Origin of the sequence: Flexivirga oryzae, assembly GCF_014190805.1 — a bacterium.
Taxonomy (GTDB): Bacteria; Actinomycetota; Actinomycetes; order Actinomycetales; family Dermatophilaceae; genus Flexivirga; species Flexivirga oryzae.
Map to the genome: position 1 here is coordinate 1,855,311 of NZ_JACHVQ010000001.1, position 14,512 is coordinate 1,869,822.

Annotated in this window: 13 protein-coding genes, 1 tRNA gene and 1 pseudogene; 3 read left to right on the forward strand and 12 right to left on the reverse strand. The window is 66.4% G+C overall.

Annotated features, from left to right (window positions below):
• Positions 1 to 121: 121 nt before the first annotated feature.
• The gene (locus tag FHU39_RS08615; protein ID WP_183321054.1) at positions 122 to 1,303 is read left to right on the forward strand and encodes a hypothetical protein; all 1,182 of its coding nucleotides are present in this window, start codon (positions 122 to 124) and stop codon (positions 1,301 to 1,303) included.
• A gap of 1,426 nt (positions 1,304 to 2,729) precedes the next feature.
• Here FHU39_RS08615 and FHU39_RS08620 read toward each other — a convergent pair.
• The 5 genes and pseudogenes from FHU39_RS08620 to FHU39_RS08640 form a co-directional block, all read right to left on the reverse strand.
• A complete protein-coding gene (locus FHU39_RS08620; RefSeq protein WP_183319972.1) occupies positions 2,730 to 3,350 on the reverse strand; it encodes a hypothetical protein in 621 nt (206 codons plus the stop codon).
• Between the two features lie 566 nt (positions 3,351 to 3,916).
• Positions 3,917 to 4,420 carry a transposase gene (locus FHU39_RS08625; RefSeq protein WP_246336187.1) on the reverse strand — a complete coding sequence of 168 codons (504 nt, stop codon included), beginning with the start codon at positions 4,418 to 4,420 and terminating at the stop codon, positions 3,917 to 3,919.
• A 66-nt stretch (positions 4,421 to 4,486) separates the two neighbouring features.
• Positions 4,487 to 5,416 (reverse strand): annotated as a pseudogene (locus FHU39_RS08630) (IS3 family transposase); the annotation flags it as partial.
• A 113-nt stretch (positions 5,417 to 5,529) separates the two neighbouring features.
• Positions 5,530 to 6,984, reverse strand: a complete 1,455-nt coding sequence (ltrA, locus tag FHU39_RS08635) for a group II intron reverse transcriptase/maturase (protein WP_221185436.1) — start codon at positions 6,982 to 6,984, stop codon at positions 5,530 to 5,532.
• A gap of 584 nt (positions 6,985 to 7,568) precedes the next feature.
• Positions 7,569 to 7,922 (reverse strand): transposase, encoded by a 354-nt coding sequence (locus FHU39_RS08640; RefSeq protein ID WP_183319974.1) that lies wholly within the window; start codon positions 7,920 to 7,922, stop codon positions 7,569 to 7,571.
• Positions 7,923 to 7,991: 69 nt separating this feature from the next.
• On the opposite strand from FHU39_RS08640, the gene FHU39_RS08645 reads away from it, so the two are divergent.
• Positions 7,992 to 8,204, forward strand: coding sequence for a hypothetical protein (locus FHU39_RS08645; RefSeq protein WP_183319975.1), 213 nt, complete (start codon positions 7,992 to 7,994; stop codon positions 8,202 to 8,204).
• A 10-nt stretch (positions 8,205 to 8,214) separates the two neighbouring features.
• Entirely contained in the window at positions 8,215 to 8,883 is a 669-nt protein-coding gene (locus FHU39_RS08650) for a hypothetical protein (protein ID WP_183319976.1), read from the forward strand.
• A 180-nt stretch (positions 8,884 to 9,063) separates the two neighbouring features.
• On the opposite strand, the gene FHU39_RS25200 is transcribed toward FHU39_RS08650, so the two are convergent.
• The 7 genes from FHU39_RS25200 to FHU39_RS08685 all read right to left on the reverse strand — a co-directional run bounded on the left by FHU39_RS25200 (position 9,064) and on the right by FHU39_RS08685 (position 14,496).
• Positions 9,064 to 9,333: an aldo/keto reductase gene (locus FHU39_RS25200; RefSeq protein WP_425484770.1), complete on the reverse strand. Its 270-nt coding sequence runs from the start codon at positions 9,331 to 9,333 to the stop codon at positions 9,064 to 9,066.
• Positions 9,334 to 9,445: 112 nt separating this feature from the next.
• A complete protein-coding gene (locus tag FHU39_RS08660; RefSeq protein WP_183319977.1) occupies positions 9,446 to 10,210 on the reverse strand; it encodes a group I intron-associated PD-(D/E)XK endonuclease in 765 nt (254 codons plus the stop codon).
• 142 nt (positions 10,211 to 10,352) lie between these two features.
• Positions 10,353 to 10,426 (reverse strand) — tRNA-Pro (locus tag FHU39_RS08665).
• A 65-nt stretch (positions 10,427 to 10,491) separates the two neighbouring features.
• A complete protein-coding gene (gene der / locus FHU39_RS08670) occupies positions 10,492 to 11,940 on the reverse strand; it encodes a ribosome biogenesis GTPase Der (RefSeq protein ID WP_183319978.1) in 1,449 nt (482 codons plus the stop codon).
• 33 nt (positions 11,941 to 11,973) lie between these two features.
• Positions 11,974 to 12,642: a lysophospholipid acyltransferase family protein gene (locus FHU39_RS08675; RefSeq protein WP_183319979.1), complete on the reverse strand. Its 669-nt coding sequence runs from the start codon at positions 12,640 to 12,642 to the stop codon at positions 11,974 to 11,976.
• Positions 12,608 to 13,309 (reverse strand): (d)CMP kinase, encoded by a 702-nt coding sequence (gene cmk, locus FHU39_RS08680; protein WP_183319980.1) that lies wholly within the window; start codon positions 13,307 to 13,309, stop codon positions 12,608 to 12,610. Before cmk ends, FHU39_RS08675 begins: the two co-directional genes overlap by 35 nt.
• Positions 13,310 to 13,371: 62 nt before the next feature.
• A complete protein-coding gene (locus tag FHU39_RS08685) occupies positions 13,372 to 14,496 on the reverse strand; it encodes a prephenate dehydrogenase (RefSeq protein ID WP_183320960.1) in 1,125 nt (374 codons plus the stop codon).
• Positions 14,497 to 14,512 lie beyond the last annotated feature (16 nt).

Sequence of the window (14,512 nt, forward strand, 5' to 3'; positions counted from 1 at the left end):
CGCCGCACGCTCGTACCCCTCGGACCTGCGGGCCGCGCCGGCTTCCGGTGCGGCTGACGTTGCTGGCTGCGTTGTGTTGGACGCGGTCTGGGGAGATCACCGACGCCCTGGTCGACTTGCTGTGCGCACTGGTGCGCCGCCGTCGTACTCCCCCGACGGCCAGCAGCTGCCTGCGTACACGATCGACGAGGCAGCGACCGCTGCGAAAGACACCCGGCAAGGTCAGCCGATCGTCCCCGAGCGGGTGCTGCTGCAACGCGCCGTGCGTGCAGCGGCGGAGTCGTCCTCGACGGAAGCCGACTTCCTCAACGCCGTGGTGCACAACGACGTCGAGATCGAGGCGGCACGGTATGACGCCAACGACGACACGAAAGTCACCGGGTACAAGGTCGGGCTGACCGACAGTGACGCCCGCCGGTGGTACACCGCCTCTCAGCTCGCACGAGACCTCACCCTCGGCAAGCTGCGGCCCCGGTGGGCCGACAACGAGAATGATGCTTCGCGGGAGCAGGCCCGGCGTCTGTGGGCCGAAGAGACCGAACCGGAAGCCGCCCAGGAAGTTGAGGACGCCGCACCCGCGCTCGAGGAAGCAGCAGAACACCTGCGGGAGTGGACCAACGAGCTGCGCGACCTGGACGCGGGCGACACCCAGGCTTGGAACGAGCAAATGTTGCGCGCCGCAGGCGTTGCCTCGGCGATGTCACTGCCGCCGGTCTTCCAGACCGAGAAGCAGGCCGACCAGTCGGCCGAGCCAGTCAAAATCGAGTACCTGCGGGGGCGCGGCGCGGACCAGCTGACACAAGTAGCCGGACCGCGGACCTCAAGTCCGCCGGCGGGACCGGCGGGGCCGTCCCGGGCGGAGCTCGCTGCCTGCCGGGTCATCTTGGCGATGCGCGCGTCCAGCCCCGACAGCCACCGCGGCTGGCTCGCGGTGATGCAGCAGTTCGGACGCACCATGAAAGCGATCGAGGACGCACAACGTGCCCGCCAGGAGCTTGCGGCCGCACGTCGTGCAACGGCGGACATGTACGCGGCCGTCGGCGCCGCAACGCAACGTCTGGAGCAACTGCATGCAGCGGTGAGTATCGATCACCTGCTGTACGACCCTGCCCGGTCGACCAGCTTGTCGCCAGCCGCTCAGCGCGCAGTCGAGGGCATCCGGCACGGCACCCCAACTGGTCGGCCGGCCGTGTCGCCCCAGCCCGCTCCAGGGTCGTTCGAGACACCACGCCGCGTGCCCGACGAGCGGTCTCGGGGCATCGAAGGAGTCAAAAAGCGGCCGAAGCGGTGGGCCGGCGGCTGAAACCGGATTGAGCGGTGTGGTCGGCATACCATCCGAGGCGTGACGGCACAGCACCGTGGTCCCATCGGAGAGTCAGAGGCCCCGCACGTTCTGAGCTCGGTTCGCATGTGCCATCGCGGTGCTGGTAGTACTTACGCTCCTGTTACCTGCCCCTTCGGGACACGTTCATAAGCTCCGGGCTTACTCGGGGTACCAGCGCACCCGCTTGTGGAGCGGGCCACGAGCCCTGACCAGTCACGAGCGCGTCCCTAAACGCACGATCCTGCAGCACTGCTACTCGCACCCGAACTATCCCGATATGGCACCGGGGTTCTCTACAACTGGCACTGCCTGGCTAATGTTCGCGAACGTACATGCAATAAATTTCGAATTTTGGATCAAAATTACTCCTGGAACTCGGGTACTCCCCGGGTCCTCGGCATCGGCATTATAGTACACAACTACATCAGAAGATAGGCCTGAACACTGATCGAGCGAAGTATTATCTCCATCAAATCGCACGATACAGGGTCCTGTAAATTCGGTATTGATTGCATAAATATTGGGAATGACGCCGTCGTTGTCGACCAGATCTATCATTCGCACTGTTTGGTCAAACAGTTTAGTTGATGTATTCTTCGACTCCACTGCTTCTCTCAATATGAACTGACGCCAAGCCTCTTAAGCGCGTCGGAGGCCATTATCGATATACCCTCGCATGCAAACCCCGAAATTCTCACACCTGGATTTCCCTTGCCGGGTGCAGCGCATCGCTTAGGGTACGTCCCGAGGAAGAACCCGTTGACGTTGAATGATGAGCCGCTGGACGTGAATGTCCCGACCGGGCTCCCGCTATCTCCTACGCGGCCAATCGTGTACTTGTCTTTGTTTATCACCAAGAACACCGGGCCGAGATTCCAGGTCGACTGTAAGAATGGGTACCGGATGTAACCTCCGTAGAGCAGTTTTTCTACGTAGCTTCGTCCGCATGTTATTCCACTTACGCCGCCAGAAACACACTGGCGAGAGCCGCGGGCGGGCCGCGCCACGTGGTAAACGTGAACACTCATATCGGAGTTCCAAAAACCTACCCACATGCGCGAATGACCCGGGGAACTCGCATGGATGACCTGGGTATCAGCTGTCCATTTGCTCTTCGCGGTCGACCCGATCTTACTTCCGCGTGCAGTACGGAAGGTCCCCTCAGTACAGTGAGCTGCTGTGGTAATTCCGTGGGAGTTTCCCCACTTTACTGGAATTCCTGAGGAGCACGATCCTCCTGCGGGGTTGCGAATCAAGGCCCCCCCATATACCGGGTTGCTGTCATTATTGCGTGTTGCGGCTGGGGCCATTGCCCAGGCTCCTGCGGCAGCGTCTTCAGCTGGATTGACTGTCATTGGGACCCCAGACGTGTTGGACGATCGAATCGCAGCCTCCTGACTCGCCGTCACGCGTTGTCCAGGGGTACCGAGTTATAAGATGCATCCGGAGTTACCACTAGTCCAGCGATGTTGTCCGCGATCGATACCCCAAGTACGCCGGGTGCGCCCATTAGTTGCTGTTCGGCTGCGTCAAGTTCATCGTGGGAGAAGGGAACACTCTTGTACGACGTAGTCGTACTGCCCCCTATGCTCGCCACATACCCAGAAAGGCCGGAGGGAATTGTTCCCTTGCCGTAGATATCAATAGCGTCGCCAGTCGGCCGGATGTCTACTAGGGTGACGGTGGAGTCAAGGCCGTTGTCTGCAATGTACTGCTCAATCGCTTGCGCCTGTTCCTCGATTGGTGTCGGAAGGTCCGAGGAGTCAGGGGCTGTGGATTGTGCAGAGCCCACGTCCCATGTGATTGTCACCGGGTCAGATCGAGTCCCCCGAAGAGCTACCGCCCAGATGGTCATGGTGTGGTGTCCTGATGGAGACGGGCTTATGGAGATCGACGCGTTCTCGGTATCGGTGTCCGGGTTGTACAGGCTGGACACCGAAACCGGTGCCTGGGAGTCCAGTACGTATGAGAAGGAGTTTGCGTATCCGTCGTCCGGCCCTTGGTAATCCTCAATGGTGAACGACATCTGACTGACCGTAGGGCTCACGACGCCGGCCAGGATCTGGTCGCTTTTCGCCAGAGGCGGTGCGGGTATCAGTTCTGGTCTGGGAATCTGGACGGCATTACTTGAACGATCACTGTTAGCGTGCGCGGTGGCGCCCCCTGATGCCCCACCGAACGCTAATAGTGTGCAGATTCCCACTGCAAAAGATTCGTCCGTCGCATTTTGACTCTCCTCGCCATAGGGCTACCCCCTGTCATCAAAGCTAGGCAGCGGTGCGCGGCTTCGCTGCGGCAGAACATACCAAGCTTTCAGATCGCACACAGGCATTTTTCAAGATATTCTGTTCGCGGATACGCCGGGTTGCCACCAAGATCGTGGTGCTGGTCACGGCACAGCTCACGACGGTGCCCATCCCAGCGGGATAGCGCGCCTTGGCGTCTCATGTCCGTGACCCAGCCGATGTCCGGCCGAAAAATGTGACTGTATTTAGCGTTTGCGCAGGTCAGGGTGCCTAGTCCGAGAATGAAGGTGACCAGGCAGGCGGCAGTGGCCTCGACGCGGTCGGGGTGGTTTGTGAGGTTGTGCGGTCAGGCGGCTGGTTCGAGGATGACGTGGTATCCGAGGGCTTGGAGGCCGCGGACGTGGTTTCGGCGTTTGGTGGTGGTCGAGACGTGCCTGTCGTAATGGTCGATGCCGAGGTCGTTGAAGCGGGTTTCGGGGTCAGAGAACAAGTGCCAGATGATCACCAGGAGTGATCGTCCTACGGCAACGATGGCTTTCTTCTTGCCGCGGCGGCGCGCTATCCGGCGGTAGCGGGCGCCGAGGAAGGTGTTCGTCCGGCCAGCGCCGACCGCCGCCTCGCCCAGCACGCGGGCCAGGTAACGATTGCCGTGACCGGTGGAACCGTTGCCCTTGTTCTTGCCGGCGCTGGACTTGATCCCGGGGGCGAACTTCGCCCATGACGCAAGGTGCCCGGCGGTGGGAAAGCGGGTCATGTCGGTCCCGATCTCGGCAAGGATGACTGCCGCTGCGGTGGCTTTGATCCCGGGGATTTCAACCAGTCGTGCCACCGCATCGGCGAAAGGGGCCAAGCGTTCCTCGATCTGAGCGTCCTGTCAAGTCCCGGGTTTGGTTGAGGCTCAGCGGGTTTGATTTTCTTATGCTGCGGTGGTCGCGTGTTGCGTCCAGTACGCTGCTTCGACCTCGACCGGAGGTTGATAGTTGAGCATGGAGTGGATCCGGTGGTGGTTGAACCAAGCAACCCAGTCCGCGGTCGCGGTCTCGACGTCGTCGATGCCGTCCCAGGGGCCGTCGAGGTGGATGAGTTCGGCCTTGTACAAGGAGTTCAGCGCTTCGGCCATCGCGTTGTCGTAGGAGTCCCCACGGGACCCGACGGACGCGACCGCGTCGGCCTCCTCCAGCCGGTGGGCGTACCGCAACGCCCGGTACTGCACGCCCCGATCACTGTGGTGGACAAGGCCGTTGACGTCATGCCCGTCACGGCGGCGGGCGAACAGGCCCATGTTCAACGCGTCCAACGCCAGGTCGGTGTACATCCGGGTGGAGGCCTGCCAGCCCACGATCATCCGGGAGAACACGTCCAGCACGAACGCGACGTACACCCAGCCGGCGTCGGTGCGCACGTAGGTGATGTCCGCGACCCACAATTTGTTCGGGGCGGCCGCGACGAACTGCCGATCGACCAGGTCCTTGGGCCGGCCGGTCTCTGGTGCCGGCCGGGTGGTGCGGGGGAACTTCCCGCGTACCGTGCCGCGGATGCCCAGCTGCTTGCACAGTCGCTCCACGGTGCACCGGGCCACGTCGATCCCGTCGCGGTTCAGCTGCGCGTGGATCTTGCGGATCCCGTAGACCCGCATCCGCCGGTCGGCGTGGATGCGCATGATCTCCTCCTTCAACTCGGCATCGCGGCGGGCGCGTGCCGAGGGCGGTCGCTTCTTGTGGGCGTAGTACGTGCCGGGGGCGATCTTGACGTCCAGTTCGGTGGAAAGGACGCGGCAGATCGGTTCGACACCCCAGCGGTGCCGGTGCTCGTCGATGAACGCGACGACTACCTGGATGGGCGGTCGGTGAAAGTCGGCCCGGGGCGCGGTGTCCGCCGCAGGGGCGGATTCCGTTTCCCCGGGCCGCTTCCCGAACCCGGCGTGCACCTTTCAATGCACCGGGCTCTCCACAGGTCTGCTCAGGCAGCCTGCCCCTGGGCCGGTTGTGGCCAGGGGCTGGGGATGAGTGTTCCGCGGTATCGGTACCAGTTCGTGCGGACCTTGGCCGGGTCGTACAAGACGACCCGGTCGTCCGCGGGCCACCACCTGCCGCCGCAGTACCGGCGGCGTAGGTCCTTCCACGTGGCGTGACGGTGCTTGCGCCGCATCCAGTTCCACACCCGCGACCACACGACGTGGTTGAGGTAGGAAAACACGCGCGACGACACCCCGTGCCGGAAGTAGCCGCACCAGCCACGGACCGCGTTGTTCACGCGTCGCAGCAGCTCGGCCAGTGGTTGGCTCGTGCCGACCTGCCGGGACAGCGACTTGACCTTCCTGGTCACGCGCCGCACCGCAGCGCGTGAGGGGTAGGTGTAGACGTAGTACCGGCTGGTTCCCCTCTTACGGTGGCGTTGAAGATGCCACCCCAGGAAGTCCAGTCCCTCATCGATGTGGGTGATCAACGTCTTGTCCGGCGAGAGCCGTAACCCGATCGTTGCCAGCACGACGGCGATCTGCTCGCGAAGAACAGCCGCGTCCTGCCGAGTGCCTTTGGCCATCAGACACCAGTCATCGGCGTACCGGACCAACCGCACCGACGGCAGCCCGTGACGGCGACGCCGGTGTCGCTGGTCCTTACTGGCGCGCGGCCCGCCCGGGTGAGCCGCGATGTGCTCATCCAGCACGGACAACGCGATGTTCGCCAACAACGGTGACAGCACTCCACCCTGCGGGGTACCCGCGGTGGTCTCTTCAAAGGCCCTGGCCTCATCCATCAGCCCGGCCTTCAAGAACGCCCGCACCAGCGCGATCACGCGCTTGTCCTTGACGCGACGACGCACCAGCCCCAACAAGGCCGTGTGGTCGATCTCGTCAAAGCACGCCTTGATGTCTCCTTCCAGCACCCACTGGTAACAGCGTGGGCGGCTGGCCAGGTAACGCACCTCGGCGACCGCGTCATGCGCGCGGCGGTTCGGGCGGAAACCGTACGAGCACGGCAGGAAGTCCGCCTCGAAGATCGGCTCCAACACCAGCTTGACCGACGCCTGCACCACCCGGTCCGCGATGGTCGGGATCCCCAACCGTCGCTTCCCACCGGACGGCTTCGGAATCATCCGCTGCCGCACCGGTAAGGCCCGAAACGTCCCGTCACGCAACGCCGCCCGAAGATCGGCCAGGAACACGTCCACACCGATCCCGTCCGCAACACTGACGGCAGTTCGTCCGTCGACCCCGGCAGTACGTGCGCCGGTATTTCCCGCGACCCGATCCCACGCCACCAAAAGGAACGCCGGATCGGCAACGAGGTTGAACACGTCACGAAACCGCTGATCACGATCCCGCAGCGCCCAACCATGCAGTTTGGTCTGAATCTTCAGTACCCGCTGCTGCGCCGTGAACAGCGCAGCTTCCAGTTCGTCGGTATTCACCATCGACACCCGCCCATGTGGGACGGGAACCTCCTGATCTTCCAGTGACACAACCTGCTCGACCTGCTGGCCCGCTTCGCCCTGTGCCCGGCTTTCCCGGACTCCTACGGCGGGTCGTCACGCCCGCGACTACTACCAGGCCTCCGCCCCACCCCGCGGCGCACCGGTGGTGACCGACCCGAGCCCGGACAACGGGCTCTCGCACCACGGGGTGGTTCCCACGTTCACCATGTCTCGATCAGCCAGTCCGGCACCCAGCTCTACCCCGGCAGCATCGCTGCGGCTACGCCGTAGCCCTTCACCGCAGCCTTCCCACCGTCAGAGCTACACGGCTTCGAAGTCACCCACCGGTCACCACACGGTGCCCGATGAGCGTGCGCTGCGCACCGGCCCAGATCTACCAGGTTCGAGCCGGCTTCGCGATTACGGGGCGTCAACCACTGGTTCGCTCTCGCTGTACCCTCTGACCTCGCCTCACAGGCCCGCACCGTCTGGCAGTACCGGCACGCCCTGCGCTTGTCGGGGCCGCTTGCCACCCGGCGCGAGTCACCACCCGCACCAGGCTGCCCCCAGGCTTCACCAAGCTGCTACGACAACCCGGCGGAGACGGTCTCCCACCGCCTCTCGACAACACGGCGCCTCGTGGCGCACAACTCCGCCGCGAAGAAAGCCGCGGCCGACTTCAGGATCTCGTTACTACGACGTAGTTCCCGGTTCTCCTTCTCCAGCAACCGGATCCGCGCCTCGGAGTCTTCCGGCTCGACCGGTAGATCCGCTGCTTCGGCCTTCCGGACCCACATCCGCAACGCCTCCTTGTGCACCCCGAGTTGCTCGGCGACCCGAGCGATCGCGCCGGTACGGGTATCGGGGTCACGACGGGCCTCCACAGCCAACCGGGTCGCACGCTCACGCAACTCCAGCGGATACTTCACATTCGCCATGATCGATGGGATTCCTTCCAGGCCACCGGCGTCGAGAACGGCTCCGCGGTCTACCTGCCGGGCAACGCGGTGTGGTGGCTGGTCTACGCGATCGGCCTGACCGGGCTGGCGGTCCTCGCCGCTGTTCGGCACGACCGCACGGCCGAGCGGAGGCGGCTGAGGGGAGTCGCCGTGGTCCTCGCCGTGCTGACCGTCGCGTCGCTGACGCTGTCGATGGCGACCGGTGCGCACGACCCGCGGTATCTGCCGGTTCCGTCCGGGGTCGCCGCGCAGCACCAGTGAGGCGGGCGCGATGGTCGAGCGGATGGCGGCGGTGCAGGCGTATGTCGCCCGCGCGACACCGTGGCGCGACCTGGGCGCGGGGGTCGTCGTACTCGTCCCGGTCCTGGTCCTCATCGGACATTGGCCCCGGCTGTGGCCCGGCCTCGCGGTCGCCGTCGGACTGCTCGTCGCCTGCGGGGCCCTGTCGATGGATGAACCGGCGGCCGCCGTGGTGGACGCCGCCCCGCGCAACCTACGCTGGCGGACGGCGACCCGATCACTCCCGCTGCTGCCGCTGGCCGGGGTGTGGGTGGTGTTCGCCTGGTACGTCGGATCGCCGGCCCGGCCCGGGCCGGCCTCCGGTCACCGCGCGGTGGCGGTGCTGCTCGGCCTGGGCGCACTCGTCGCGGGTGCCGCGGTCGCGACCGTCCTGCGGAGGTGCGGGCAGGCCACTCCGGGCGCCGCGATCGCGGGGGTGCTGGGTATCGGGGTCATGATGCTCGACGTCGGGCTGCGGTACCTGTTCCGGCAGCCGATCGTGCTGCCGTCGGTCGGCGCCCACGACTGGCGGTGGGCGCTCGACTTCTGGGCGGTGGTCGCGGTGGCATCGCTGATCGCCGTGGTGGTTGCCACTGATCCATCGGCAGGGCACCGGCGCCGGTCCACGCGGGCCGGCACGTGGAGATATCGGTGCCGTTGACCACGCCGTGGGTGACGAGGTCACCCCGGTCCCGCACGTCGCCTACACCTCGGGGATGGTGCGATCGAACGTCTCCAGGGTGATCCGGTCGGGGTCACCGGTGCGGCCCCCGGTGTCGAGGGCGTCGAGCTGGGCGAGCTCGGCGTCGGTGAGCTCGAAGTCGAAGATCGCGAGGTTCTCCTAAATGCGGGACGGCTTGACCGACTTGGGGATCGCCGAGCGCCCCTGTTGAACGTGCCAGCGGAGCATCACCTGGGCCGGGCTCTTGCCGTGCGTCCGCGCGATCGACCCGATCACCGGGTCGTCGAGGGTGCCGCGGCTGCCATCAGTGTTCCGGTAGAAGGTGATCCCGCCGATCGGCGACCAGGCCTGGGTGAGTATGCCGTGTGCGGCGTCGAAGTCCTGAGTGGGGTGTTGCGCGACATACGGATGCAGTTCGATCTGATGCACAGCCGGGACGACGGAGGTCTGCTTCGGCCGGCCGTTCAGGGCTCCTTGGCGGCCCATTGAACGCGGCCGCGCGGTCCGGCGGGAGGCCCGTTGCTGCCTGGCAGGTCACGCTTCATGTTGGCGCCGGTGCAGGTGAGATCAGCGAGTGGGGTACCGTCCCGCTGCGGACACGGAACCGCTCGTAGGCACTCAACGACAGTCCGTGCATTCCGACCATGCTCTCGAGCGGAATGACGTAGAAGTTCAGCTCTCCGTCGATCACGAAGAAATCGTCGACCTCATCAGCTGTGTAAATTCTGCGGCTGCGGCGACTTGTCGTCGAGACATTCACCTGCCACACGCCGCTTTCGGACGCCACCGTCGTGGTCTTCACTTGTACCCGTCGCATCCGTGCACCGTCCCGGACCACGAGGTCGTACCGGCAGGGCTCCAGCGGCCACGAGACGTCCTGACCACACAGCGTGTACCACGCAGCGGCGATGAGCGAGCCTGCACGCCTGAGGTTCGCCAGCTGTGGTTGGGCCCAATTCTCATGCAAGGGCAATTGAGCGAGGTGCGCGATCTCCAGCCCTAGCCGCCCGGCGTGCCGCTGCAGGGTTGCCGTGGCCGAGCTACCTGTCAATTGCAGTCGGCGCGCAACTTCCGTCCACGTCGCAGCGTCTAGAACAGCCTTCGCCAGCTCGGCGTCGCTCCAGTGACGGCCTCCCGCGAAGTGGGTGTAATCGAGTTGAAGCCGGTCCGCGTGTCGTCGGACCGATCTGATCGCAGCCGACGATGTGCCGGCGAGGCCGAGGTGCCGCAACGTCTCGCGCCACGAGTGCGAAACGTCGACCGCCCGTCGGAGCTCGTCATCTGTATAGCCTGGCGACGGTGACATGTGGCGCACGCTACGAGTGACCACCGACATTCAGCGTGCGATGTCGCCCCCGGCTGCGGACTACCACGACTCCCGAAACAAGAACACCCGAACCCACAAAACGTGGATCCGGGTGTCTCCGATGTCCTGAGACATCACCGGGTCGGGCTGACAGGATTTGAACCTGCGACCCTCGCACCCCCAGTGCGATGCGCTACCAAGCTGCGCTACAGCCCGTTGCCCTCTCGGGCCGTCCGAAACGATATCGCACGACCGACCGTGCGACCCAATCGGCAGGCGCGTCAGCGACGCCGCTTCTCCCGCACCCGCACCGACAGCTCGATCGGGGTGCCCTCGAAGCCGAACTCCTCGCGCAGCCGGCGCTCCAGGAAGCGGCGGTAGCCGGCCTCGATGAAGCCCGACGCGAACACGACGAAGCGCGGCGGGCGCGTCGACGCCTGGGTGGCGAAGAGGATCCGCGGCTGCTTGCCGCCGCGCACCGGGTGTGGGTGCGCGGCCACAACCTCACCGAGGAAGGAGTTCAGGCGTCCGGTGGGCACCCGCTGGTCCCAGGAGTCGAGCGCGACCTCCAGCGCGGGCACCAGCCGGTCGATGTGGCGACCGGTCACCGCGGAGATGTTGGCGCGCGGCGCCCACGCGACCTGGGACAGGTCCCGCTCGATCTCCCGCTCCAGGTAGTGCCGGCGCTCCTCGTCCAGCAGGTCCCACTTGTTGAAGGCCAGCACGAGCGCGCGCCCTGCGTCGATCACCTGCTGCACGACACGCACGTCCTGCTCGGCGATGTTGTCCTCGGCGTCGATCAGGACGACCGCGACCTCGGCCTTCTCGATCGCCGCCTGGGTGCGCAGCGACGCGTAGAAGTCGGCACCCCGGGTCAGGTGCACCCGGCGGCGGATGCCCGCCGTGTCGACGAATCGCCAGGTCTTGCCGCCGAGTTCGATCAATTCGTCCACGGGGTCACGGGTCGTGCCCGCGACGTTGTCGACCACGACACGGTCCTCCCCCGCCAGCCTGTTCAGCAGCGAGGACTTACCGACGTTGGGTCGTCCGACGAGGGCCACCCGGCGCGGTCCCCCGCGCCCGTATGCCGACACGGCCGACTTCTCCGGCAACACCTCCAGCAGCGCATCGAGCGCGTCGCCGGTGCCCCGGCCGTGCAGCGCGGAGATCGGCCACGGCTGGCCCAACCCGAGCGACCACAGCGCGGCCGCCTCCAACTCGGTCTTCTGGTCGTCGACCTTGTTGGCGACCAGGACCACCGGCTTCTTGGAGCGGCGCAGCAGCCGGACGACGGCCTCGTCGGTGTCGGTGGCGCCGACCTTCGCGTCGACGACGAACAGCACGGCGTCGGCCAGCTCGATCGCGACCTCCGCCTGCTCCGCAACCCGCAGGTGTATGCCGCTGGCGTCCACCTCCCAGCCGCCGGTGTCCACCAGGGTGAAGTCCCGGCCGGACCACTCGGCGTCATACGCCACACGGTCCCGGGTGACGCCCGGCACGTCCTCGACGACGGCCTCGCGACGGCCTAGGACCCGGTTGACCAGGGTCGATTTGCCGACGTTCGGCCGGCCGATGATCGCGACCACGGGCCGCGCAGGAGCCTGTTCCTCGCCGTCAGCGCCGACACCGTCGGCGGACAGCAGTGCCCGGTCCTCGTCGCTCAGCTCGAAATCGTCCAGGCCGACCCGGAGCGCATTCTCGACGGACTCGTCGTGGGTGGAATCAGACATTGCCCCATCATCCCTGACGGGCGGCCGCAAGCGTTATTCGGGCGTCCCGGCGTGCAGGGCCAGGCCCGTCTCCCGTGCCGCCTCGGCGACGTGCGCCGCCAGCTTGGTGCGCAACTCCTCCGTCGCGATCCGCAGTCGTTCACGGCCGGGCACACCGACCCGCTTGGTGAGGATGAACGGCTCGCCGACCACCAGGCGAAGCGGTCCACGCAGCTTCGGCCACGAGTCCTTGCCGCCGGCACCGCGCGTGCCGAAGACAGCGACCGGCACGATCTGCGCGCCGGTGGCCTGCGCGAGGAACGCAGCACCCTGCTGCGCGGTCTGCACTGCACCCGAACCGCGGGTGCCCTCCGGGAAGATGCCGATGCCGCCGCCGTCGGCGAGCACCTGGCGAGCGGTCGCGAGTGCCTCCCGATCGGCGGTGTTCTGGTCGATCGGGATCTGACCGGTCATCTTCAGCAGCACGCCCCAGGCGGAGGAGAAGTACGACCGTTTCACCAGGAACCGCAGCCGCCGGGGTGCGTAGACGAACACCACGGGGCCGTCCAGGAAGGCCACATGGTTGGACACGGCGATCATCGCGCCGGTCTTCGGCATGCGTTCGGAGTGGAGGATCTCGACGTCATACAGCAGCCGCCCGAGGCGCACGCCGAACTTGCGGTAGCCGTCAACCCGCCGTGGTCGATAACTCTGTGTCGCCATCGGTGACCTCCTTCACCACCTGCAGGACCGCCTCCACAGACTGCCGGAAGTCGATGTGCGACGTGTCGATCGTCACCACCCCGTCGGCGGCCGTCGTGAACTGCGAGACCGTCGAGTCCGTCCGGTCGCGATCGACGATCTGGGACCGGGTCGACTCGGCGGCGACCCGCAGCTGCCGGGACCGCCGGGACATGCGCGCTTCCTCGCTGGCCGTCATCAGGATGCGGACCGGTGCATCCGGTGCCACCACCGTCGTGATGTCCCGGCCCTCGGCCACACACCCGCCGCGCGCCGCGCTGCCCTCGGCGATCAGATCACGTTGCCGCTGCTTCATGTTGGCGCGCACGTCCAGGTTGGTGGCCACCCGCGACACGACCGACGTCACCGCGTCCTGGCGGATCTCCCGGTCGATCAGCCGGTCACCGACACCGACCGACGGCGCGGCCGGGTCCATGCCCATCCGCAGGTCGAACGTCCGCGCGTGCTGCGCCACCGACTCGGCGTCGTCCAGGTCGATCGCAGATGCCACGCACGACCAGGCCAGCGCCCGGTACATCGCCCCCGTGTCGAGATAGCTGAGGCCCAGGTGCTTGGCGACCGCCTTCGAGACGCTCGACTTGCCCGTGCCCGACGGGCCGTCGATCGCAATGACCAGCGGCTTATTCATGCCAGCCCCCTCCTTCGTCGGGTCCCGCCATTCGCCCTGAGCCCTCTGATCGTTCGCTGCGCTCACTCATGAACGCTCCATCCCTTGTGTTCCAAGACCTCTCGCAACCGGTCCACCACGGCGGGCAGCACCGACAGCTCGACCAGACCGACCATCGCGCCGACGCCGTGCTCCATGCGCAGATCCTCCAGGTTGATACCCGCGTCGCCCACGTCGTTGAAGAGGCGGGCGAACGAACCCGGCTCGTCCGGGATCGGCACGATGAGGGTGGCGTATGTCGCCGGCGCCGAACCGTGCTTGCCGGGGATCCGGGCGTGACCGAGCTGCCCGTCGGAGATCAGCCGGGCGACCGCGCCCCGGCTGCCGCCGGCGGTGTCGTCCGTGGCGAGTTGCTCCAGCGACCGGGACACGACCGTCAACTGCTCGATGACGCGCTGCAGCACCGGCTGCACCGCGGCGGCGTTCCCGGTAAGAATCTGGGTCCACAGCATCGGGTCGCTCGCCGCGATCCGCGTCACGTCGCGAATCCCTCCGCTGGACAACGCGATCGCGTCCTCGGGCAGTTCACGCAGCTGCGCAGCGACGACCGACGCCGCGAGTTGCGGCACGTGCGAGACGACGGCAACGGCTGCGTCGTGCTCGTCGGCCGGCATGGTGATTACGGCGGCGCCGGTGGCTCTGGCGAGCTCCTGCACCACGACGACCGCGTCGGGGTCGGTCTCCTGCTGCGGGCAGACGACCCAGGTGCGTCCCTCGAACAGGTCTGCTTGTGCTGCAACGGCGCCGGATCGTTCGCGGCCGGCCATCGGGTGGCTGCCGACATACCGGTGCAGTTGGCCGGGCTCGACCAGCCGGCGCACCTCCTCGGCGACCCGCTGCTTGACCGAGGCGACATCGGCGACCACCGCGGACGGCCACCGCTTCAGCTGCTCGGCAACCACGGCCGCCGCCACATCCGGCGGGGCCGCGACGAGCACGACGTCGGCATCGGTCTCGTCGTCGACCTGCCCGGCGCCCAGATCCGCGGCCAGCGCCTGCGCGGTCGGCGACGGGTCCGTCAAGAACACGCGAAAACCCTTGTGGGACAACGCAAGACCGATCGACGCACCGATCAGGCCGGTGCCGACGATCCGAACGGTAGGACGGCTCGGTCTCGATACACCTCCGCTCTCCGACTCCCCCGGCACTCGACCCGCGTCGGCG

Bases quoted from the DNA above. Each gene is read 5' to 3' on its own strand.
- FHU39_RS08675 (WP_183319979.1), bottom strand. From the start codon at position 12,642: ATGGCGACACAGAGTTATCGACCACGGCGGGTTGACGGCTACCGCAAG.
- der (WP_183319978.1), bottom strand. From the start codon at position 11,940: ATGTCTGATTCCACCCACGACGAGTCCGTCGAGAATGCGCTCCGGGTC.
- ltrA (WP_221185436.1), bottom strand. From the start codon at position 6,984: ATGGTGAATACCGACGAACTGGAAGCTGCGCTGTTCACGGCGCAGCAG.
- FHU39_RS08660 (WP_183319977.1), bottom strand. From the start codon at position 10,210: ATGTCACCGTCGCCAGGCTATACAGATGACGAGCTCCGACGGGCGGTC.
- FHU39_RS08640 (WP_183319974.1), bottom strand. From the start codon at position 7,922: ATGGCGAATGTGAAGTATCCGCTGGAGTTGCGTGAGCGTGCGACCCGG.
- FHU39_RS08620 (WP_183319972.1), bottom strand. From the start codon at position 3,350: ATGTCGTTCACCATTGAGGATTACCAAGGGCCGGACGACGGATACGCA.
- FHU39_RS08650 (WP_183319976.1), top strand. From the start codon at position 8,215: ATGGTCGAGCGGATGGCGGCGGTGCAGGCGTATGTCGCCCGCGCGACA.
- cmk (WP_183319980.1), bottom strand. From the start codon at position 13,309: ATGAATAAGCCGCTGGTCATTGCGATCGACGGCCCGTCGGGCACGGGC.